This is a genomic window from Mycobacterium sp. NGS48, from assembly GCF_059812585.1.
In genome coordinates, this window is record NZ_JCALCY010000011.1 from 38,734 (window position 1) to 60,520 (window position 21,787).

The following is a 21,787-nucleotide window of genomic DNA, read 5'->3' on the forward strand; positions in this document are numbered from 1 at the left end:
GGTTCGGTGATCAACTGCGTTGGATGCGTTTGATGATGCGCGCAGTGGCCCGCTCGAGCACATGCTGTCGTCCTAGCGGTGTGCGCTCGCGCTTGGCTCGGCGCAGCGCCGGGCCAATCGTGATGCCTTGCTCATAGGCCGTCACGACGCGCGGATCCACGTAGGAGCCACGCGCGACCGCGGGCGTGTTACCCAATTCGTCGGCGACAGCCCGCATCACGGCCGCTTCTTCGCGACGGCGTGCGGTCTTCGACGTCGGCTCCCGAGCGGTCGCGAACGCCTCGGCGGCCAGCACCGTGCCGTGCCACGTTCGCAGATCTTTGACGCTGAATTCGTCGCCGACGAGCTCGCGGAACCGGGAGTTGAGATCGTCAGCGCGCACCTCGCACCAGCCGTCGGACGTCCGGTAGGCCAGCAGTCGCGGGATCTTGGTGTCGGCGCGCAACAATGCGCGCACCGCCCGGATCACCAACGGATCCTCCAACGAAATCGTCCGGCGCACTCCGCTTTTGGCCGGGTAGTCGAACTCCACGCTGTCGCGGCACAGCCGGACGTGGTCGCGAAGCAGAGTCGCCAGCCCAAAACTGCCATTCTCCTGCGCGTACTCCTCGCCGCCGGCCCGGAAATAACCACGATCAATCAACTGCTGGCCGATTGCCAGCACCCGATCGCGCTCCAGGCCGCGCCCACGCAGGTCGACGAGCACGCGGTCACGCCAATCAGGCAAGCGCTTGGCCAGGCTCAGCGCGCGGTCATACTTCTCCTCAGCCCGCTCGGCCTGCCACCGCTCGTGATAGAGGTACTGGCGACGCCCGGCGGCGTCGGTGCCAACGGCCTGGATGTGGCCGTTCGGATGCGGACAGATCCAGACGTGCTTCCACGCCGGCGGTATCACCAACGCCTCGATACGCGCCAAGACCTCGGGGTCGTCGACGCAGTCCCGCTGGCTGTCGACGTACGAGAATCCCCGGCCCCGGCCGATGCGACGAATTCCGGGGCCGCCGACGGTGCTTCGACGCAACCTCATGCCGCGGCCGTCCTGGGAAGGATGCGCGGCTGCGAATACTGCGTGTTCACCGCATGGGTTTACCCGCGGCGGTATCGGGTGACACCACGACCACATTCGGATTGAGCCGACACAACCGGATCAACCGTGGAGCCGAAACAGGACGTGAGACGGTATCAACTTATGCAGACCTTCGACTACATGACCTACGAGGATTTCGGCCGGCGGTTCTTCGAGGTAGCCGTCACCGAGGACCGCGTCGGCGCCGCCTTAGCCGCGATCGCCGGTGAGGAGTTTGAGATGGCGCCGATCGCTCAGGGACCAGGCAAGATCGCCAAAATCAGCGCCAAGGTCCGGATTCAGGAGCCGCAGGTCCACCGAAACGTCGACGACGCGATCACCTTCAACATCCACATCCCGCTGGCCATCGACCTACTTGTGGATCTCCGCCTGGACAAACAGCGGTTCCTGGTCGACGGCGACATTGCGTTGCATGCGATCGCGCGCGCTGCCGAACCGCTGCTGCTGATCATCGACGTCGCCAAGCCGCGTGCGTCGGATATCACCGTCCACGTGTCGTCGAAATCCATCCGCGGTGAGGTGTTACGCATCGTGGCCGGCGTTGACGGTGAGATCCGGCGCTTCATCGCGCAGTATGTCGGTGACGAAATCGATTCGCCACAATCGCAAGCCGCGCAAGTCATCGATGTGGCCGCCCAAGTCGGCGAGACCTGGGGCACCTGACCCCGGGTTTATCGGGCCGTCGCCTCCGGGTATGGACAGGGACGTGGCACAAGTAGATGTTTCGACGTCATCGGATCTCGAACCCGAGGCGGCGTGGAAACTGGCCTCGGACCTGAGCCGGTTCCAGGACTGGATGACAATCTTCGCCGGCTGGCGAAGCGAGGTCCCGTCCCGCCTCGAGAAGGGCACGTGCGTGTCGTCGTGCGTCAAGGTAAAAGGCTTCCGCAACGTCATCCACTGGACGGTCACCCGGTACGACGAGCCACACACGATTGAGTTGGAGGGCCGTGGCCGCGGTGGAATCCGGATCGGAGTCAGCATGAACGTCACCGATGACGATCCGGGGTCGACGTTCAACATGACCGCCAAGCTCAAGGGCGGCCTGCTCAACGGCCCGATCGGCGGGCTGGTGGCTCGGGTGCTGAAGTCCGACGTGCGGAAGTCGGTGGACAACCTGGCTGCGTTGCAGTAACCACACAAGACATGGACCATCGCCGAGCGCCGCTGTTAGACGCATTGGCCGACTATCACCGGTTGGAGCGGTACGGGTTCAGCCCACCCGGACATCGTCAGGGACGCGGCGCCGACGAGCGGGTATTGGCGGTGCTGGGGCGCGAGCCGTTTCACGACGACGTTTTGGCCAGCGGAGGTCTGGACGACTGGCGCTCGAGGGGTCGGTACCTCTCGGATGCCCAGGAACTGATGGCCGACGCAGTCGGGGCGTCCGCGGCGTTCTTCTCGACCTGCGGCAGTTCATTATCGGTTCGGGCGGCGATGATGGTGGTAGCGGGAGCGGCGTCCGGTGGCCTACTTGTGCCGCGCGACAGCCACAAGTCGATAGTCGGCGGATTGATCTTTTCCGGCATCCAGCCACACTGGATCACCCCACGCTGGGACGCCGATCGTCACCTTTCGCATCCGCCATCCCCGCAACAGGTACGCGACGCCTGGGACCAGAATCCCGATGCGGCCGGCGCGTTGATCGTCAGCCCTACGCCCTACGGCACCTGCGCGGACCTCGCGGAGATCGCCGACATCTGTCACGAACGCGACAAGCCATTGATCGTCGACGAAGCGTGGGGCGCACATCTGCCGTTCCACCCCGACCTTCCCGCCTGGGCGATGGACGCCGGCGCCGACGTGTGCGTGGTCAGCGTGCACAAGATGGGGGCCGGCTTCGAGCAGGGGTCGGTGTACCACGTACAGGGCGACTTGGTGGACCAGGATCGACTGGAGGCCAACGCCGATCTGTTGATGACGACTAGCCCGAATGTGATGATCTATGCCGCAATGGATGGCTGGCGCCGCCAAATGGTGCAGCATGGTCACGAATTGCTCGGTGCCGCACTCACTCTCGCACGCACGGTGCGCGAGCGTATCAATCAGATACCGGACGTCGTGGTACTCGAGGACCAGCTGCTCGGCGTTGAGGCATCCCATGACCTGGACCGGCTGCAGGTGCTGGTGGACGTGTCGGGCACCGGCGCGACCGGGTACCAGGCCCGCGACTGGCTGCGGGAAAGCCACCGCCTCGATATCGGAATGGCGGATCATGCTCGCATCCTCGCGACGCTGTCATTCGCCGACGACGAGCACACCGCCGACCGCCTTGTTGACGCATTAACGGCCTGGCGCAACACCGCCGACTCGCTGGAGCGGCCGCCGGCAATTCGATTGCCCTCGCCCGATGAACTTCAGTTGGAGACGGTAATGCTGCCGCGAGACGCGTTTTTCGGCCCCACCGAACTCGTCCCGGCCGACAAGGCAGCCGGTCGGATCGCAGCAGAGCAGATCACCCCGTATCCGCCCGGCACACCGGCGGTGGTGCCGGGAGAAAAGCTCAACGACGCCGTCATCAAATTTTTGCGATCAAGCCTGGCGGCGGGCATGCCGTTACCTGATGCCGCCGATCCGCAGTTGAAGCACATCCGCGTGGTCGAGTAGACGACCAGCGCTGACACGCGCTATCGCGCTTCGGGATGCTGTGTGAGCCATTCCCTTTCGACATCACGCACTCGGCGGCCTTCCATGGCCAACCAGGCCAGACCGGCACCGGCAGCAAGCAAAGCGACAACGAGACTCGCCACGCCGACCCCGATCTGACTGAGCGCAAATCCGGCCAGACAGACCACGAATGCCACCACGCCGACCGCCAGCAGGAGAATCCCTGGCGCTTTGGCGGTATTTTTCATCGTCTCACCCGCATGAGCTCGGGTGGTCCGGTGGTGATCGACGGGATCGCGGGCGGTGTCACCCATTAGGTCACTCCTCTGGTGTGGCTTGCGTTTCGCCGCATGCCGACGGCTACCCGAACTAAGGCCCGGAAAAACGTGTGCTGCGGTCAGGCGGGTGGCCGAAAGCCGTTGAGCAGCGCACGCATGGATCGTGCTACCGTATGCCGGGTCTGCACCGGGTCTGGTGAATTCGCAATCAACATCGCGCCGCGCGTGAGCGCACCCAGCAGCAACCGGGTGACGGTCTCAGGGTCGTCGACGTGGAGGGTGCCCGACTCGACGGCAGCCCGAAGCGCTTCCACGATGACCGCAAAGGCATACCGCTCGTCGAGTTCGGTGTAGCGGGCCAGGCCCAGCACGGCGGGCCCGTCCAGGATCAAGATGCGCTGCAGGTGCGGCTCCAGAACGGCGTCCAGGAACGCGTCGAAGCCCCGGGCAAACTCATCGATGTCGTCAGTAGCGCCTTGTGCGGCTGCCATGGACGCCGCCATCAATTCGGTGTGGGCCTGTTCGAAAACCGCCTCGAAAAGAGCCGTCTTGGTAGGGAAGTGGTGATACAGGGCGCCGGTTGTGACCCGGGCGGCACGGGCCAGATCTTCGACCGATGTGCCGCGAAAACCGTTCTGACCGAACAACTCCCGGCCCGCGTGCACCAGTGAGTCGCGCGTCTGCGCCACCTGCTGGGCGCGCAGCGACGACGGCTGCGGCGTCGACTCGGCCATGGCTTCACTCCCTGTGCAGGCGGATCGCATCAGCCTATTGACATAGTAACGTTATGTGAAATAGTGGTGTTATCTGCAATCTGCTTCAACGATGGAGGTTATTGCCCATGCACGCCGTCCCCACAGCGGCCGCCGGCCCCGTCGACCAACTCCGGCGCGCCGATGCCACCACCAGAACCGCGCTGGCCAGCGCGGTCACTCGCAGCGCTGCATTGTGGCGAAGCGTCGACGATTCCGGCGCACCAGTGCCGGGCGTTTCCTGGGCGATCGGGCAAACAGCGGCGCATGTGGTTGCCGACATGCGCGAGTACACCGAGGCGCTTACCCGGCATCTGAACGGCGACCGCACCGCCCCGGAGATCCCGGACGGATCGCCGGCCCGGCTGCGGACGGCGGCCAATGACCGTCACCTCAGCGATGTGTGCGAACGCGACCCGCGTCGGCTGGCGAACATGCTGGAGGAGACCGCCGAGCACTACCTCGCCGCTGCCGCCGCGGTCGACCCCACCGCGCACACCGCCATCGCCACCGCCGACAGTCTGGTCCTAGAACCGGCGGTGATGACCTGCTTGCTGCTGGGGGAGCAGTTGATCCACGGGTTGGACATTGCTCGCGCCGCCCGCCGGCCGTGGACCATCAGCCGCGACGACGCGCTGCTCGTGGTATCTGCCGCACTGGCGCTGGCGCCGAACTACCTGCGGGCCTCCCGCGCCGAGGATCTGCACATCACCTTCGAACTGCGGATCCGCGGTGGTGGCCGGTATCGGATGACGGTCGACCATGGCACCGCCGTCGTCACGTCAGCCGATCAGCGCGCTGGCGGAAGGGCGGACTGTGTGATCACCGCCGACCCGGTGACGTTCCTGCTCCTGGGTTATGGGCGCGTACCGCAGTGGCCGCAGATCCTCCGCGGCAGACTCCGAGCCGGGGGACGTAAGCCATGGCTGGCAGCCAAATTCGGGACACTGCTGGCCAGCCCGTAGCGGGGCCGCGCAGAGCGGTCAGCGGCGCCGGCCGCCGTTACAGTGCGTCGCACAACTGCCTGAGGTCGAGTCATCGGACTACTAGGGCGATTTGGCTGAGGTAGAGAAAACTCTTGTGTGCTTGGTGGCTTATCTCGTAGTGGCGCTCCGCTGGCCAGCTCATTTGTCGGTGCCGTGTGGGAAGTTGATAGTTGATGAGTCGGCATACGACGTTCCGATTTTGCCTGAACCCGACGGTCGAGCAGCACGACGTGTTGGCCCGCCACGCCGGGGCGTCGCGGTTCGCGTTCAACCAGTGCCTGCGGATCGTGAAAACCGCGGTCATCCAGCGCAAATCCAATCCCGGTGTCGAGGTGCCGTGGACAAGGTTTGACTTGATCAACGTGTTCAACGGGTGGAAGAAGACTGAGGACGCTGGACGGATCTTTACCGTCGATAGCCAGGGCGCCACCGAGGTGGTAACCACGGGCCTGGCCTGGCGACGCGAGGTGTGTCAGCAGGTGTTCGAGGAAGCCGCCGCAGACCTGGGTAAGGGACTGAAATCGTGGTCGGATTCGCGATCGGGTAAGCGCACCGGTAAACGGGTCGGATTCCCGCGGTTTAAGAAGAAGGCTAGCGATATCCCGTCGTTTCGGCTGCGCAACAAACACTCCAAGGGCAAGCGGGCCGGGATCCGGGTCGGCGACGACAACCGGCCCCGCTCGGTCACGCTGCCTGGCATTGGATTGATCGGGGTGCACGATGACACCCGCCGATTGCGGCGCATGCTCACCAAGGACCGGGCCAAGATCTGCTTTGCGACGATCAGCCAGCACGGCGGCCAGTGGTGGATCGCGTTGAACGTCGAGGCCGCGGACTTGCACCCCAGCCACCAGCACCGCCCCGACGACGATGGCGCCTGGGTGGGTGTGGACCGTGGGTTGTCGACGTTTTTGGTGGCCGCCACCGCCGCCGGCACTGAAGTCGCTCGCATCGATGCTGCCCCCAAAGCATTGGCCGCTGGGATGACACACCAGAGACGGTTGACGAAGTCGTTGTCGCGTAAGAAGAAAGGATCACAGCACCGTAAGAACGCCGCTGCCCGGCTGGGGAGGCACCATCATCGTGTCGCCAATGTGCGGCGGCATTTCCTGCACCAGGTGTCCAACGAGTTGGTCAAGACCCACGACCGGCTCGTCATCGAAAACCTCAACGTGCAAGGGATGTTGGCCAATCACCGGCTGGCCCGCGCGATTTCCGATGCCGGCTGGTCAGAGTTCGCCCGACTCCTCACCTACAAGCAGGCCTGGCGCGGCGGTCAACTCGTTGAAGCCGACCGCTGGTATCCATCCACCCGGCTGTGCCCCCAGTGCGGGGTCATTAACCGTGAGATGACACTGGCGGATCGGGTGTTCACCTGTGCTTGCGGGCATTTCACTGACCGCGACAGGAATGCGGCGACCAACCTGGCCCGCTGGGGCCACACCCATCACGACCCTTACCGATCCCCGGACCCCCAAGCAGGAGGCCGGGCCACCAATGTCCGCCGACGGGACGGCGCTGACCAGCACCCCACGCGCGCTGGTGAAACCAGCCCGAAAGACGCGGGAACCAACGTTCATACCGCCTCGGCGGCCTGAACCGACGACGCCCGAGAAGGGCGGTGTCTAACGCTCAGCAGAGTTGTTCGACACGCTTTAGAGTGGAGCGGTGACGTCGGTCGTGATCGTAGGCAGCGGATTTACCGGCTTCGAGTGCGCACGTCGACTTCGCAAACGAAATTTCGACGTCACGATCATCTCGCCGGTCGACTACATGCTCTACACGCCGTTGCTGCCGGACGTGGCGGGCGGGGTGGTCGATGGACGCTTCGTCACGATCCCGCTGGCGGGAACGCTGCACGGCGTGCGCAAGGTGCGGGGACGTGTCGACAGCGTCGACCTGCACGAGCACACCTTGACGTTCACCGACCTGGAACAGCGTTCCTGCAACCTGTCCTGGGATCGGCTGGTGCTGACGCCCGGATCGGTGACCCGACTGTTCGATATCCCCGGATTGGCCAACTATGCAAGGGGTTTGAAGTCGGTAGCCGAAGCACTCTACCTGCGTGATCACGTTCTCGAGCAATTAGAGCTGTCGTGTTTGGACACCGACGCCGCCAGCGCACAGGCGCGGCGCACGATCGTCGTGGTGGGGGCGTCCTATTCCGGAACCGAGCTCACCGCGCAGTTACGCGCGCTCACCGACGCCGCCGCCAAACACATGGAGTTCGAAAAGGGCGACGTGAAGTTCTTGCTAGTGGACCTCGCCGAGCAGGTGATGCCCGAAGTCGGAAAAAGGCTGGGCGACAAAGCGATGCGCGTGCTGCGGCGACGTGGGGTCGATGTCCGCCTCGGCCTTACACTGCGCGAGGTACATCCTGACCATGTGGTGCTCACCGACGGCTCGCGGGTCAACACCCGCACCGTCGCCTGGGTGACCGGCGTGACCGCTGCGCCGCTGATCGAAAAGCTCGGGCTGCCAACCGAAAAGGGCCGGCTGAAGGTGCAGACCGATTTTCAGGTTCCCGATCATCCAGACGTGTTCGCCGCCGGCGACGCGGCTGCGGTGCCCGACGTGACCCAGCCGGGGAAAGTCACCCCGCCGACCGCTCAGCACGCAATACGGCAGGGCAAAGTGTTGGCCAACAATGTCGCCGCGAGCCTCGGCCACGGCAAGACCAAGCAGTACAAGCACCGAAACATGGGCCTGGTCGTCGATCTCGGGCCCCGCGCGGCAGTCGCCAATCCGCTGAACGTGCCGCTGTCGGGGTATCCGGCGAAGTTCGTCACCCGCGGCTATCATCTCTACGCCATACCGCGGTTCGTCAATCGGTGGGCGGTGTCGCTGGCTTATCTGACCGATGCGCTGTTCCCGCGCACCCTGGTGTCGATGGGGCTGGCGACGCAACGCGACGCCGAATTCTCCACCAGCGAAGGCATTCCGCTGCCGAAGAGTGGCTGATGCTGCTTACAGCGTCTGGTGGCGCCCGAAGTACTTGTGGTCTTCGCTGTATCCGCCGTAGCCGCTACCGATCTCGGAGTAGTGGGCGACGAACTCGATACCCTTGATCCACTTCACCTGTTTGAACCCGTGCTGCAACTCGTTACGCAGCCGCAGCGGCTTGCCGTGCATGTACGGCAGTGGCTGGTCGTTCATCTTGTAGGCCAGCATGCTCATGTGGTGGCGCATCTGGTCGAGCGGGTGCGCGTTGTAGTAGATCCCGCCGGTGGCGCCCAGGCCCATCGAATAGAACACCACCCATTTCGCCTCGGGCAGCGGTTTGACGATGTCCATGATCGTCTCCATCGTCACGCCGCCCCACTTGGCCACACCGGACCACGCCTGGATGCAGAAGTGCTGGGTGATCTGGTCGTGGTAGGGCAGCGCTTGCAAGTCCTCAAGTGAGAACTCGGTCGGGTTTTCGACGAGACCGTAAACCTTGAGCCGCCAGTCGACGAAGTCGTTCTTCTCCAGCTCTTTGTATTCGACGGTCTCGGGCAACCGGCCGTTGCGCCAGTGGTGCGGGGAGATGTCCTTCTCGGTGAAGGCACCCGGCTTGGGGTTGAAGTTCTCCAGCGCCCGCTGGAAGGGGCCGATCAGCGCGTAGCCGACCCGCTGGACCACGCGGGGGTGCCGGATGGTGAACGGGGTGGCCCACACCCAGGCGACGGCTGTCACGACCATCGCCGCGGCAAAGATCACGAAACCCGCCCAACTGTTGTCGTCGCGGGCGGCGAACATGTGGTTGAGGTTTCGCAACGCGTCGGTGGCAAAGACCAGCGTGACGTGCACCAGGATGAAGAACAGGAAGTAGACCAGCACCAGGAAATGCAGTGACCGTGCGACCTGGATGTTCAATCGCTTGCTGATCACGGTGATTCGCTGCGAGAGCGCCGGTGACATGCCCAGGCCGGTGATCAGCGCTGCCGGGGCGGCGATGAAGACGGTGGTGAAGTAGGCCATCAACTGCATGCCGTTGTAGCCCACCCAGCCGTTGTCCTTCGGCCAGTCCAGCGACAGGTACTGAATCGCCACCGAGGCAGCGTCGGGAAAGACTCTCCAACTGGTCGGCACGATGTGCTTCCAGTGTCCGGTGGTGAACAGCAGCACGTAGAACACCGCGCCGTTGAGAAGCCACAAGACGTCGACGCCCAGGTGCCACCAGCGGGCCAGGCCGATGGAGTGCCGGAACCCGGGCAGCCCGAACTGAGGGGGCAGTGCGACGGTGTCGGAGTTGGCCGTCCACAACTCGTCGTCGGGAACCGGCGGGCCGACCCGCAGCCACTCGTCCTTCCCGGGCGTGGAGTTGCGGCTGAAGTACAGCCGCGGGTGGTCACACAGAATCTGGATGCCCGAGCGGATGATGAACATCATCAGGAACAGGTTGAAAAAGTGGGTCCAGTTCGCCCACCAAGGGATGCCGACGGCGCTTCCGGTCGCTTCTTCAGCGCCGGGATAGCGCGTGATGAACTCCTCGATGCCCGGGATGTTGCGCAGGCCTTTGCCGATTGCGACCGCCGCGATCAGCCCCGCGAAGCCGATTGGGATCAGCCACAGCAGGTTGAACCACTTGTCGCGGCCCACCCGCAACCGCGGAGCGGTGGCCCGCCTGGTCAGGTCGAATCCGCCCCCATAGGTTTCCACGTCGACGATGTCGTGGGCCTCATGCACCTCGGTGCGATAACCCTGCTCCAGTTCCATCTCGACGTCCACCACGTCAGCGGGGTAGCCGACCTGGTGTGTGGTATCTGTCGCGGCGCCGCCGGTCCCGGCCGAATCGACGTCCCTGTCAGGCTTGTTCCTGTCGGTGGTCGTCACGGGCCTGAAGATACACGAAGTGCGCAGCTCACCGCGGTGATGACGGGCCTGCTCGCGGCTGCGGTCCGGCCACTGAAAGCGGGACCTCGCGGCGGGTTCTCCGGGCCGGTGCGCGACCGAGCCGGGATAAGCCTCAGCAAGCGCAGACATCGTTTCCGCGTCTGCGGTCAGTCATCCGAGAATTTAGTCGCGTCTGCGGCAAACGGTATCAGGCTTCGGCTTAGCCGTCGGCCAATCAGTCCGGAGAGACTCCCTCGGGTCCCAAAACCCCTCAGGCGCTGCGGCTTTGCGACCCGCGCGCGCGAACGCCGGGTTTGGCCCGTGAGTTCCATCGGGTAACTGAAGTCACGAAGTGAGATTGGTCACAAACAGGGGCGCAGCGTTACAAGTCGAGCAGAAGCGGTTCGCTCTTCGGCGCCCGCGAAATGCACACGAGCATCATGCCGTCGGCGCGTTCCGGATCGGTGAGCAGGGTGTCGCGATGCTCGGCGCGCCCTTCGAGGACGCGGGTACGGCAGGTTCCGCAGAAGCCCTGTTGGCAGGAATACGGCGCTGCAACCCCAGCCCGCCGCAACGCCGCCAGCAGCGTCTCCTCGGCGCCGACGCACACCGTGGCGCCCGTCGAGGCGATGCGGGCGGTGAACTCCTCTCCGTCGATCACCGGCGGCGCGGCGAATCGCTCGAAGTGCAACTCCACGTTGTCGCGACCGGCCAGCCGGGCTCGGATCATGCTCAGCATCGGTGCCGGTCCGCACGCATACACCGCTGTCCCGTCGGCGCAGTCACCGAGCAGCCGGGCCGCCGGCGGAACGCCGTGGACATCGTCGTTAAGGACCTCAACCCGGTCACCGAACACCGCCAATTCGTCGAGAAACGGCAGGCTGTCGCTGCTGCGGCCGGCATAGACCATCGACCAGTCGACGCCGAGGCGCTCGGCGTAGCCGAGCATGGGCAGGATCGGGGTGATGCCGATACCGCCGGCGATGAACCGGACACGCTGCGTGGGCGAGCCATAGCCGGGCACCGCCAGCGGGAAGGCGTTACGCGGTCCATGCGTGTGGACAGCGGCGCCGACGTGCAGTGTGTCGTGGACCTCGACCGAACCGCCGCCGCCATCGGGGATGCGTCGCACCGCGATGCGATAGACGTCGCGACGCTCGGGGTCGCCGCAGAGCGAATACTGGCGCTGCCGTCCGCTGGGCAGCTGAATATCGAGGTGTGCGCCCGGGCGCCATTGCGGCAGGCGTCCGCCGTCGGCAGCCGCCAAGGTCAACGCGACCACGTCGTGGTCATGTGCGACCACCCGACGGTCCGCCACGGTCAGCGCGATGCGCTGGTCCTGTTCCGCTGGTGCGGCGATACGGCGGATCGATCCAGACAGTGCCCACAACCCGGAGATCGCCGCATCGGCGAGCCCGATCAACAGATCATGGCGGGACCGGCCCGACGCGCTTGGCGGCGTCTGCCGAATCCGCTGCACCACCGCCTTCACAAGTGCGCCGCGCGGGCGGCCGCCGAACTCGCCAGATAGGCCACGGCCTGCGCCGTCGAACCCATCTCCTCGGGTGAAAAGCCGGGCCGGAAGTAAGTGAATGTGTTGGAGCCGAATAACTTTCGATAGGTGGGCAGCAATCCCTTATTGGAGTCCCGCGCCCGAAGCCACTGCATTTTCCACCAGCCGATGTCGAGTTCCGGGTCGACCTTGGTCAGATACCACGTACCGCGCTGAAAGAAGACAAAGACCATCGCCACCGCCATCGCCATCGAACGGATCCGATCGAGGTAGCTGTCGTGGAAGTAGACCGCGACGTCGTGGGCGACGTTGCGGTGCTCGACTTCCTCACTGCCATGCCAGCGGAACAGGTCGACGATCGTGGCGTCGGCGTGGTGATCGTCCCAGTTGCAGTTGAGGGCGAAGTCACCGAGTACCGCGGTGTAGTGCTCGATCGCGGCGATGAGCCACAGCCGGTCACACAGATGGTTCAGTCGGCGTTTGGGATCCGACGACGTGGAGGGCGCCAGGGTGCGGGAGAAGACGAAGTCGACCTGATCGAGCAGCGGTTGGGGATCGACACCGTGGGCCAGCATCAAGTCATGCAGCACGTGTTCGTGGACATCGGCGTGGGTGGCCTCCTGGCCGATGAATCCGCGCATATCGTCGGCCAGCTTGGCGTCTTTGACCAGCGGCAGCGCCTCGTTGAACACGGCGACGAACCACCGTTCGACCGGTGGCAGCACGACGTTGAGCAGGCTGGCGAAATTCGAGGCCACCGGATGCCCGGGGATCCAGTGCAGCGGGACCTCGGTGACGTCGAAGTGCACTTTGCGTGCCTGGATCTGCACTGGGCCCGGGTCGCATTCGTGGTCGAACCGGCGCGGTCGCAGCATGGGAACTCCTCCCGTTCGCGCTAACCCCATCGTGGCGCGGGGGATTGGGAGGAAGTCTACGGAAAATGCGGCCCGGTTGGCCGGTTCGATCAAATGGCCGGATCGCTGGGCCGCACGCTGCGCACGGAGCGGTGTTCGATCGCGTTGATCGTCAATTGCCGCCGGCGGATCTGCCACCCGGCGTCAGTGCGTTGATATTCGTCGTCATAACGCAGATGCCAAACCAGGTCGGTGATCTTCTCGTCGCGCTGCATCCAGTGATGCGCGATGCAGGCAATACGACCGCGCGCGCTGCCGACTCCGGGCCCCTCCTGGTAGACCTCGCCGACGACGGCGTGCTCGGTGCGTGCGGCGGCGGTGACCGCGGCGATCGCCGCGCCGATGGCAGCCTGGCCCCGGTGCCGACGGACCGGTGTCATCTCGGTGGGCGGGTCGGGCACCGCGAGCTCGGCGTCGTCTGTGAAAAGTGCTGTCACCGAATCGAATTGGCGATCATCGACTCCGGCCGCGTATCGGTGCACCAAGTCGGCAAGGGCTGCCCGGTCAGTTGGTGAAAGTGTCATGACAGCGGCTGGCCGATGTGCTCGGTCCCAGTGTGGTCATGCAACGCTGCGGCCAACCTGTTTGCCCGGCTATCGCTGAACACGTCCTCCAGCAGGATCGGATGACCGTCCGGGCCTGACAGTGGAACGCGCCAGTTGGGGTATTCATCGGTGGTGCCGGGCTGATTCTGGGTGCGCCGGTCGCCGACGGCATCGGTCAGCGCGAGACCCAGCAGCCGCGACGGCGTTCGGCCCAGATATTGGTAGAGCGCCAGCACCGTCGCGTCGAGGTCGGCATGCTTGCCCAATAGCCCCGCCCGGCGCAGTTCGTCCATCCAGGCGGCGCGTTCGGTCTTGGCGGCGGCCAGTTCCTCGTCAACCGGGCGTGTCAACAGCCCCAACGAATCCCGCAGCCGCACATGCTCGCCGGCCAGATACCCGGCGGTTGGCGGCAAGTCGTGCGTGGTGACCGACGACAGGCAATATTCCCGCCACCGCTCCGCCGGCAGCGGACCGCCATCACCGTCGCGGTCGAGTTCGAACCACAGAATCGAGGTGCCCAGCACGCCGCGGGCCCGCAGGTAGTCACGCACCCACGGCTGCACGGTGCCCAGATCTTCACCTACCACCACCGCTCCGGCGCGGTGCGCCTCCAACGCCACGATGCCGATCATCGCCTCGTGGTTGTAGCGCACGTAGGTGCCGTCGGTGGGCGGAGCACCGTCGGGAATCCACCACAGCCGGAACAGGCCGATGATGTGGTCGATGCGTACGCCGCCGGCATGTCGCAGCACGTTGCGGATCAGCGCCCGAAACGGCCGGTACTCGTACTCCTCGAGTCGATCCGGGCGCCACGGTGGCTGCGACCAGTCCTGGCCGAGCTGGTTGAACTCGTCGGGCGGTGCGCCTGCGGTCACACCAAGCGCCAGCACGTCTTGCAGCGCCCACGCGTCGGCGCCAGTGGGGTGCACGCCCACGGCCAGGTCCGCCATGATGCCCAGCGACATCCCGGCCCCCAGCGCCTGCGACTGGGCCGCGGCCAATTGCTCGTCGAGTTGCCACTGCAGCCAGCGGTGGAAATCCACCGCCGCCGAATTGCGGGCGATGAAATCAGCCACGCCATCCGTGGCGGGATGCTGCAAGGATTTCGGCCAGCGATGCCAGTCGGCGCCGTACTCCTCGGCCAGCGCGCACCAGGCCGCGAAGTCGTCGAGAGCAGACCCTTCCCGGGCGCAAAACGCCGCGTATGCCAGTTCCCTGCCGGCCGAACGCCGGACCCGGTACACCAATTGCAGCGCCGCCCGCTTGGCCGCCCACGCGGTGTCACGGTCGATAGAATCAGCGCGGGAGCAACGGGCTTGGACATGGTCGTGCAATCGCCGGACCCGGCCCCGCTTGCGCAGGTAGGCGAATTCCGGGATGGCCTCGACCCGAAGGTAGACGGGGTTGACGAAGCGTCGCGACGTCGGCAGGTAGGGCGACGGCTCCATCGGTGCCGTCGGGGCGGCCGCATGCAGGGGATTGACCAGCAGGTAATCGGCGCCGTGGATCGAAGCCGACCACACCGCGAGGTCAGTGAGATCGGTCAGGTCGCCAATGCCCCACGACCGTCGGGAGCGCACGCTGTACAACTGGGCGGCCAACCCCCAGGCACGGCGGGCGCCGAGTCGCTCGGGTAAGCCCAGCCAATCCGGGGTGACGATCAGCGCGGTGCTGACCTCGTCGGACCCAGACCGCAGGTGCACTCGGTGATAGCCCAGCGGCAGGTCCGACGGCAACTCGAAGCTGGCCTCACCGACCAGGCCGCCGTCGAGCTCATACGGCGGGGTGAAATTGTCGACCTGCCGAAGGCCGTCCCGGATGGTGCCGTCTTCCAACTGCAGCCACACCTCGGCCGGTTGGCCATGGGGCACATGTACCCAGAACGACGTCGGGGCACCGGCGCGTTCGACGATGGTCGCCGGCAGCGGACGGGACCAATACGCATGGTCCTGGGCGTCCAGCGCCGCCGCGCGCTCCGCGTCGGTGCCGGCGGCGAGGCCGCAGGCGGCCAGGACCGCCACCACGGTGGACTCCGGAACTGGCACCCGTCGGCCGGTCCAATCCTCGTACTCGGTCGCAATCCCCAACCGCCGAGCGAGCTCAACCAACGACGGCGGGATCTGTGTCATGCGGCCAATCTTGCTTGGTGGTCCGGCGCACCTGCGACCTGGCGTCTTGTTAACGAGCCGACTTTGCTCTGCCTCGCTACGATGCCAGTGAAGACTTGACGATTCCAGCAGGACAGATGGCAAGTGATGAGACTGTGGTGCGCACCACTATCCGGGCAGGTCACGACACCGCTTTTCGCGTGGCGAGGCCGGTCGGGCTGCCCTACGGTTATCGGTGTGAATAGCGGCGACCGGCAGTATTTGGGCGTTCCGTCGACTCGGGGCGTGGTCCACCGTGCCGTCTGACCAGGGTGGCGGCCAGCGAGGTTCCGGATACGGCCTCGGGCTGTCGACACGAACTCAGGTAACCGGCTACCAGTTCCTGGCGCGCCGGACGGCGATGGCGCTGACCCGCTGGCGGGTCCGGATGGAGATCGAACCCGGCCGGCGACAGACGCTTGCGGTGGTGGCATCGGTGTCGGCGGGGGCGGTGATTTGCCTGGGCGCGCTGCTGTGGTCGTTCATCAACCCGTCCGGCCAGATGAACGAGTCACCGATCATCGCCGACCGCGATTCCGGGGCGCTGTACGTCCGCGTCGGCGACACGCTGTATCCGGCGCTGAATCTGGCGTCAGCGCGGCTGATCACCGGCCGGGCCGACAACCCGCACAAAGTGCGGGGGAGTCAGATCGCCGAGCAACCGCACGGCCCACTGGTCGGGATCCCCGGCGCACCGTCGGAGTTCTCGCCGACGTCGCCGACGTCGTCGTCGTGGCTGGTCTGCGATTCGGTGACGTCGACGGCGGGCGTGGGAGCGCCGTCGTCGGTGACGGTGACGGTGATCGACGGCGCCCCCGACCTGTCAGGTCGCCGACGGGTGCTCAGCGGACCCGACGCGGTGGTGCTGCGCTACGAAAACGACACCTGGGTGATCCGGCAGGGCCGACGGTCACGGATCGACGCTGCGAACCGGTCGGTGTTGCTGCCGCTGGGACTTACACCCGAAGAAGTCACCCAAGCCCGGCCGATGAGCCGCGCCCTGTATGACGCATTGCCCGTCGGACCCGAACTGTCCGTCCCGACGGTGCCCGAGGCGGGTAGCCCGGCTCGGTTCCCCGGCGCGCCAGGGCCGGTGGGGACGGTGTTCGTCACACCGCAAATCAGTGGCCCGCAACAGTATTCGGTGGTGCTGCCCGACGGTGTGCAAACGGTAACGGCGGTGGTCGCCCAGATCCTGCAAAACGCCGGCAGCACGCCGGGAGCTCAGCTTGTGACGGTGGCGCCCGCAGCGCTGGCGAAAATGCCGGTGGTCAAGGGACTGGATCTGTCGGCGTATCCCGAGGGCCCACTGCAGGTCGTGGACATTCGGGAGAATCCGGCCACCTGCTGGTGGTGGGAAAAGACCGTCGGCGAGGAGCGCGCACGCGTCCAGGTGGTGTCTGGGCCAACGATTCCGGTGGCGACATCCGACACCAACCGGGTGGTGTCGCTGGTGAAGGCCGACAACTCCGGACTGGAAGCCGACAACGTCTATTTCGGCCCCGACTACGCGAACTTCATCGTCGTCACCGGCAACCATCCCGGATCTGCGACCGCCGAATCACTGTGGTGGCTCACCAAATCCGGTGTCCGATTCGGCGTCGACAACACTCGCGACGCCCGCTCCGCGCTGGGGTTGACGTCGTCGCCCAGTCCAGCACCCTGGGTGGCGCTACGGCTGTTGGCGTCCGGTCCGACGCTGTCGCGGGCCGATGCGCTGGTGCGTCATGACACCCTCCCGACCGATATGAACCCTGCAGAGTTGGTGGTACCGAAGTGAAACGTGGCTTTGCGCGGCCAACGCCGCAACGCGCGCCGGCGGTCAAGCCGGAGAACATCGTCTTACCGACGCCACTGAGCGTGCCGCCGCCAGAAGGCAAGCCCTGGTGGCTGATCGTGGTCGGAGTTCTGGTGCTCGGCCTGCTGGTCGGCATGGTCGGCATGACCGTCGCCAATGGCTCACGGATGTTCCTGGGCGCCGGCTCGATTTTCCCGATCTTCATGATCGGCGGAGTCGCGATGATGATGTTCGGCGGTCGCTTCGGCGGCGGGCAGCAACAGATGAGCCGCCCGAAGTTGGACGCGATGCGTGCCCAGTTCATGTTGATGCTCGACATGCTGCGCGAAACTGCCCAGGAATCCGCCGATTCCATGGACGCCAACTACCGGTGGTTCCACCCGGACCCGGCAACACTGTCGGCCGCGGTGGGATCGAGCCGGATGTGGGAGCGCAAGCCTGACGGCAAGGACTTCAACTTCGGCGTGGCCAGAGTCGGGGTGGGCATGACGCGGCCCGAGGTGACATGGGGCGAGCCACAGAACATGCCGACCGATATCGAGCTGGAGCCGGTCACCGGTAAGGCACTCCAGGAATTCGGGCGCTATCAAAGCGTCGTCTACAACCTGCCCAAAATGGTGTCACTGCTGGTCGAGCCGTGGTACGCGCTGGTCGGAGACCGCGAACAGGTACTGGCCCTGATGCGGGCAATTATCTGCCAGCTGGCGTTCTCACACGGTCCGGACCATGTCCAGATGGTCGCTGTGACTTCCGATGCGGCGCAGTGGGACTGGGTCAAATGGCTGCCCCACTTCGGGGATCCACGCCGGCACGATGCCGCGGGTAGCGCACGGATGGTCTATTCGTCGGTGCGTGACTTCGCCGCCGACCAAGCCGACTTGTTCGCCGGGCGTGGGTCGTTCACGCCTCGACATGCCAGTTCCTCGGCGGAGACGCCCACGCCGCATCGCGTGATCATCGTCGACGTCGACGATCCGCAATGGGAATACGTGATCAGCACCGAAGGCGTTGACGGGGTGACGTTCTTCGATTTGACGGGGTCCGCGCTGTGGACAACTGCTCCCGAGCGGATGCTGCAGTTCGACAACGCCGGGGTGATCGAGGCGCTGCCCCGCGATCGCGACACCTGGATGGTGATCGACGACAACAAGTGGTTCTTCGCGCTGGCCGATCAGCTGACCGAGCCTGAGGCCGAACAGTTCGCGCAGCGCATGGCGCAGTGGCGGCTCGCCGAGGCCTACGAGGAAATCGGGCAGCGAGTGGCGCATATCGGTGCGCGAGACATCCTGTCCTACTACGGGGTTGAGAATCCGGCCGCGATCGACTTTCAAGCGCTGTGGAACGGGCGCGGTGACTCGGCGCGACGGTCGCGGCTGCGTGTGCCGTTCGGTAACCGCTCCGACAACGGCGAGTTGCTGTTTCTGGACATGAAATCGCTCGATGAGGGTGGCGACGGTCCGCACGGTGTGATGTCGGGGACGACTGGTTCAGGTAAGTCGACGCTGGTGCGCACCGTGCTGGAGTCGCTGATGCTTGGGCATCCACCTGATGAGCTGCAGTTCGTGCTGGCAGACCTCAAAGGCGGCTCGGCAGTCAAACCGTTCGCCGGGGTACCGCACGTGTCGCGGATCATCACCGACCTCGAAGAAGACCAAGCGCTGATGGAGCGCTTCCTGGATGCGCTGTGGGGCGAAATCGCACGCCGGAAGGCGTTCTGCGACAACGCCGGTGTGGACGACGCCAAGGAATACAACGAGATGCGCTCCCGGATGCGCGCCCGCGGCCAGGACATGCCGCCGCTGCCGATGCTGGTGGTGGTGATCGACGAGTTCTACGAATGGTTCCGCATCATGCCCACGGCTGTCGACGTCCTCGACTCGATCGGCCGGCAGGGCCGCGCCTACTGGATCCATCTGATGATGGCGTCCCAGACCATCGAGAGCCGAGCCGAAAAGCTCATGGAGAACATGGGTTACCGCTTGGTGCTCAAAGCCCGTACCGCCGGTGCGGCGCAGGCCGCGGGGGTGCCCAACGCGGTGAACCTGCCGGCTCAGGCGGGGCTGGGGTATTTCCGCAAGAGCTTCGAGGAGACCGTCCGCTTCCAGGCCGAGTTCCTGTGGCGCGACTACCGCCGCGGCGTCTCACTCGACGAGGACGGGCAGGCGCCGCTGGTGCACTCCGTCGATTTCATTCGCCCGCAACTGTTTTCCACGTCGTTTACGCCGATCGAGGTCAGTATCGGCGGCCCGGACATCGACATGCTGCCCGAGATCCCCAACGGCGAGGTGATCATCGACAGCGACGGCGTCGAGGTTGTCGAGGACGAGGAAGAAGAAGAGGAAGCGATTCGGACACCGAAAGTCGGCACGGTGATCATCGATCAGCTGCGCCGGATTCCCTTCGAGCCCTACCGCTTGTGGCAACCGCCGCTGGACCAGCCGGTGCCTATCGACGAACTGGTGAACCGCTTCCTGGGCCGGCCGTGGCAGCTGGACTACGGCACCGCCAGGAACCTCGTCTTCCCGATCGGCATCATCGACCGCCCGTACAAGCACGACCAGCCGCCGTGGACGGTGGACACGTCCGGGGCCGGCTCCAACGTGCTGATCCTGGGCGCGGGCGGGTCCGGTAAGACCACCGCGTTGCAGACGTTGATCTGCTCGGCCGCCCTGACGCACACCCCCGAACAGGTGCAGTTCTACTGCCTGGCCTACAGCAGCACCGCGTTGACGACAGTGGCCCGCGTCCCGCACGTGGGCGAGGTCGTCGGACCCACCGATCCCTATGGCGTGCGCCGCACAGTCGCCGAGTTGCTGGCGTTGGTGCGCGAACGCAAACGCAGTTTCCTCGAATACGAAATCGCGTCGATGGAGATGTTCAGGCGGCGCAAGTTCGGTGGTGAGGCCGGCAAGGTCCCTGATGATGGCTATGGCGATGTTTACCTTGTGGTCGACAACTACCGGGCGCTGGCCGAGGAGAACGAGGTCCTCATCGAGCAGGTGAACCTGATCATCAACCAGGGGCCTTCGTTCGGGGTGCACGTGGTGGTCACCGCCGACCGGGAATCGGAGCTGCGGCCACCGGTGCGCAGCGGCTTCGGGTCCCGGGTGGAGCTGCGACTGGCCGCGGTGGAGGACGCCAAACTGGTGCGGTCGCGATTCGCCAAGGATGTTCCGGTCAAGCCCGGCCGCGGCATGCTCGCGGTCAACTACGTGCGCCTCGACAGCGATCCGCAGTCGGGTCTGCACACCCTGGTGGCCAGACCCGCGCTGGAGACCACACCGGACGCGGTATTCGAGTCCGACAGCGTGGCCGCGGCCGTCAGCCAGGTCGCTGGCGGCCGGGCCCGCCCGGTGCGCAGGCTGCCAGCGAAGTTCGGGCTGGAGCAGGTGCAGGCGTTGGCCGCAGCCGATCGCCGCGGCGGAGTCGGCGCAGGCGGGATCGCCTGGGCGATATCGGAATTGGATTTGCAGCCGGTCTACCTCAACTTCGCCGAGAACGCTCATCTGATGGTCACCGGTCGGCGTGAGTGTGGGCGCACCACGACATTGGCGACCATCATGTGCGAGATCGGCCGGATCTACGCTCCCGGCGCCAGCACCGCCCCGCCGACGACAGAGCCCTCCGCTCAGGTGTGGCTGGTGGATCCGCGCCGCCAGCTGCTGACCACGTTGGGTCCCGACTATGTGGAGCATTTCGCCTACAACCTCGACGGCGTCGCGGCGATGATGGATCAGCTGGCGGCCACCCTGGCGGGCCGCGAGCCGCCGCCGGGCCTGTCGGCCGAGGAGCTGCTGTCGCGGTCGTGGTGGAGCGGGCCGGAGATCTTCTTGATCATCGACGACGTGCAGCAGCTGCCGCCGGGGTTCGATTCGCCGCTGCACAAAGCCGCACCCTGGGTGACCCGGGCAGCCGACGTCGGCTTGCACGTCATCGTCACCCGCACCTTCGGCGGCTGGTCGTCGGCGGGCAGCGACCCGATGCTGCGGGCGCTGCACCAGGCCAATGCGCCGTTGCTGGTGATGGACGCCGATCCCGACGAGGGCTTCATCCGGGGCAAGATGAAGGGCGGTCCGCTGCCGCGTGGTCGCGGCCTGCTGATGGCCGAGGACACCGGTGTCTTCGTTCAAGTCGCAGCCACCGATCTGAACCGGTAGCACCTCCCGGCCCGGCGCCGTCGTGCCGTCGCGGCTGGGCCCTCACGCTTTGAGCTTCGTCCCAGCGTCGTCCCGCGCTCGCCAGCCGGCGGATTACGGGGGGCGTAACCCAACTGCGAATTAACAGCTGTCGGCCGGGAGTGAACATTAGCTGTCGGGTGATGAATATTTCACGTCCCAGACGG

The 21,787-nt window shown here is 65.6% G+C and carries 16 protein-coding genes; 8 read left to right on the plus strand and 8 right to left on the minus strand.

The genetic code is table 11. From position 1 onward, the window contains the following. Positions 1-10: 10 nt before the first annotated feature. The gene (locus AC5Y42_RS17945) at positions 11-1,027 is read right to left on the minus strand and encodes a DNA topoisomerase IB (RefSeq protein WP_499899943.1); all 1,017 of its coding nucleotides are present in this window, start codon (positions 1,025-1,027) and stop codon (positions 11-13) included. 162 nt (positions 1,028-1,189) lie between these two features. Between AC5Y42_RS17945 and AC5Y42_RS17950 the strand changes: the two genes are divergently transcribed. Genes AC5Y42_RS17950 through AC5Y42_RS17960 form a run of 3 tightly spaced genes read left to right on the plus strand, consistent with a single transcriptional unit; the run spans position 1,190 to position 3,694 of the window. Beyond that, positions 1,190-1,750: a hypothetical protein gene (locus tag AC5Y42_RS17950; protein ID WP_499899944.1), complete on the plus strand. Its 561-nt coding sequence runs from the start codon at positions 1,190-1,192 to the stop codon at positions 1,748-1,750. Positions 1,751-1,793: 43 nt separating this feature from the next. Next, the gene (locus AC5Y42_RS17955) at positions 1,794-2,222 is read left to right on the plus strand and encodes a type II toxin-antitoxin system Rv0910 family toxin (RefSeq protein ID WP_499899945.1); all 429 of its coding nucleotides are present in this window, start codon (positions 1,794-1,796) and stop codon (positions 2,220-2,222) included. 11 nt (positions 2,223-2,233) lie between these two features. Further along, positions 2,234-3,694, plus strand: coding sequence for an aminotransferase class I/II-fold pyridoxal phosphate-dependent enzyme (locus tag AC5Y42_RS17960; RefSeq protein WP_499899946.1), 1,461 nt, complete (start codon positions 2,234-2,236; stop codon positions 3,692-3,694). A 20-nt stretch (positions 3,695-3,714) separates the two neighbouring features. Here the strand turns inward: AC5Y42_RS17960 and usfY are convergent, their stop codons facing one another. Together usfY and AC5Y42_RS17970 are read right to left on the minus strand one after the other, a co-directional pair. Next, complete coding sequence (usfY, locus tag AC5Y42_RS17965) at positions 3,715-4,008, minus strand: protein UsfY (RefSeq protein ID WP_499899947.1); 294 nt, start codon at positions 4,006-4,008, stop codon at positions 3,715-3,717. Positions 4,009-4,091: 83 nt separating this feature from the next. After that, a complete protein-coding gene (locus AC5Y42_RS17970; protein ID WP_499899948.1) occupies positions 4,092-4,706 on the minus strand; it encodes a TetR/AcrR family transcriptional regulator in 615 nt (204 codons plus the stop codon). Positions 4,707-4,813: 107 nt separating this feature from the next. Between AC5Y42_RS17970 and AC5Y42_RS17975 the strand changes: the two genes are divergently transcribed. From AC5Y42_RS17975 to AC5Y42_RS17985, 3 genes are all read left to right on the plus strand, one after another. Further along, complete coding sequence (locus tag AC5Y42_RS17975) at positions 4,814-5,689, plus strand: maleylpyruvate isomerase N-terminal domain-containing protein (protein WP_499899949.1); 876 nt, start codon at positions 4,814-4,816, stop codon at positions 5,687-5,689. A gap of 194 nt (positions 5,690-5,883) precedes the next feature. After that, positions 5,884-7,308: an RNA-guided endonuclease InsQ/TnpB family protein gene (locus AC5Y42_RS17980; protein ID WP_499899950.1), complete on the plus strand. Its 1,425-nt coding sequence runs from the start codon at positions 5,884-5,886 to the stop codon at positions 7,306-7,308. A 70-nt stretch (positions 7,309-7,378) separates the two neighbouring features. Continuing rightward, the gene (locus tag AC5Y42_RS17985) at positions 7,379-8,671 is read left to right on the plus strand and encodes an NAD(P)/FAD-dependent oxidoreductase (protein ID WP_499899951.1); all 1,293 of its coding nucleotides are present in this window, start codon (positions 7,379-7,381) and stop codon (positions 8,669-8,671) included. Positions 8,672-8,677: 6 nt separating this feature from the next. Here AC5Y42_RS17985 and AC5Y42_RS17990 read toward each other — a convergent pair whose 3' ends face one another. The 5 genes from AC5Y42_RS17990 to malQ form a co-directional block, all read right to left on the minus strand. Next, positions 8,678-10,411: a molybdopterin-dependent oxidoreductase gene (locus tag AC5Y42_RS17990; RefSeq protein ID WP_499899995.1), complete on the minus strand. Its 1,734-nt coding sequence runs from the start codon at positions 10,409-10,411 to the stop codon at positions 8,678-8,680. 499 nt (positions 10,412-10,910) lie between these two features. Next, the gene (locus AC5Y42_RS17995) at positions 10,911-12,011 is read right to left on the minus strand and encodes a PDR/VanB family oxidoreductase (protein WP_499899996.1); all 1,101 of its coding nucleotides are present in this window, start codon (positions 12,009-12,011) and stop codon (positions 10,911-10,913) included. A gap of 5 nt (positions 12,012-12,016) precedes the next feature. Next, positions 12,017-12,916 (minus strand): metal-dependent hydrolase, encoded by a 900-nt coding sequence (locus AC5Y42_RS18000; RefSeq protein ID WP_499899952.1) that lies wholly within the window; start codon positions 12,914-12,916, stop codon positions 12,017-12,019. An 89-nt stretch (positions 12,917-13,005) separates the two neighbouring features. After that, positions 13,006-13,479, minus strand: coding sequence for a nuclear transport factor 2 family protein (locus AC5Y42_RS18005; protein ID WP_499899953.1), 474 nt, complete (start codon positions 13,477-13,479; stop codon positions 13,006-13,008). Next, a complete protein-coding gene (malQ, locus tag AC5Y42_RS18010; RefSeq protein ID WP_499899954.1) occupies positions 13,476-15,629 on the minus strand; it encodes a 4-alpha-glucanotransferase in 2,154 nt (717 codons plus the stop codon). Before malQ ends, AC5Y42_RS18005 begins: the two co-directional genes overlap by 4 nt. 274 nt (positions 15,630-15,903) lie before the next feature. On the opposite strand from malQ, the gene eccB reads away from it, so the two are divergent. Both eccB and eccCa read left to right on the plus strand, forming a co-directional pair. After that, entirely contained in the window at positions 15,904-17,427 is a 1,524-nt protein-coding gene (gene eccB / locus AC5Y42_RS18015) for a type VII secretion protein EccB (protein WP_499899955.1), read from the plus strand. After that, the gene (gene eccCa, locus AC5Y42_RS18020) at positions 17,424-21,602 is read left to right on the plus strand and encodes a type VII secretion protein EccCa (protein ID WP_499899956.1); all 4,179 of its coding nucleotides are present in this window, start codon (positions 17,424-17,426) and stop codon (positions 21,600-21,602) included. The genes eccB and eccCa overlap by 4 nt, the downstream gene beginning before the upstream one ends. Positions 21,603-21,787: the final 185 nt, after the last annotated feature.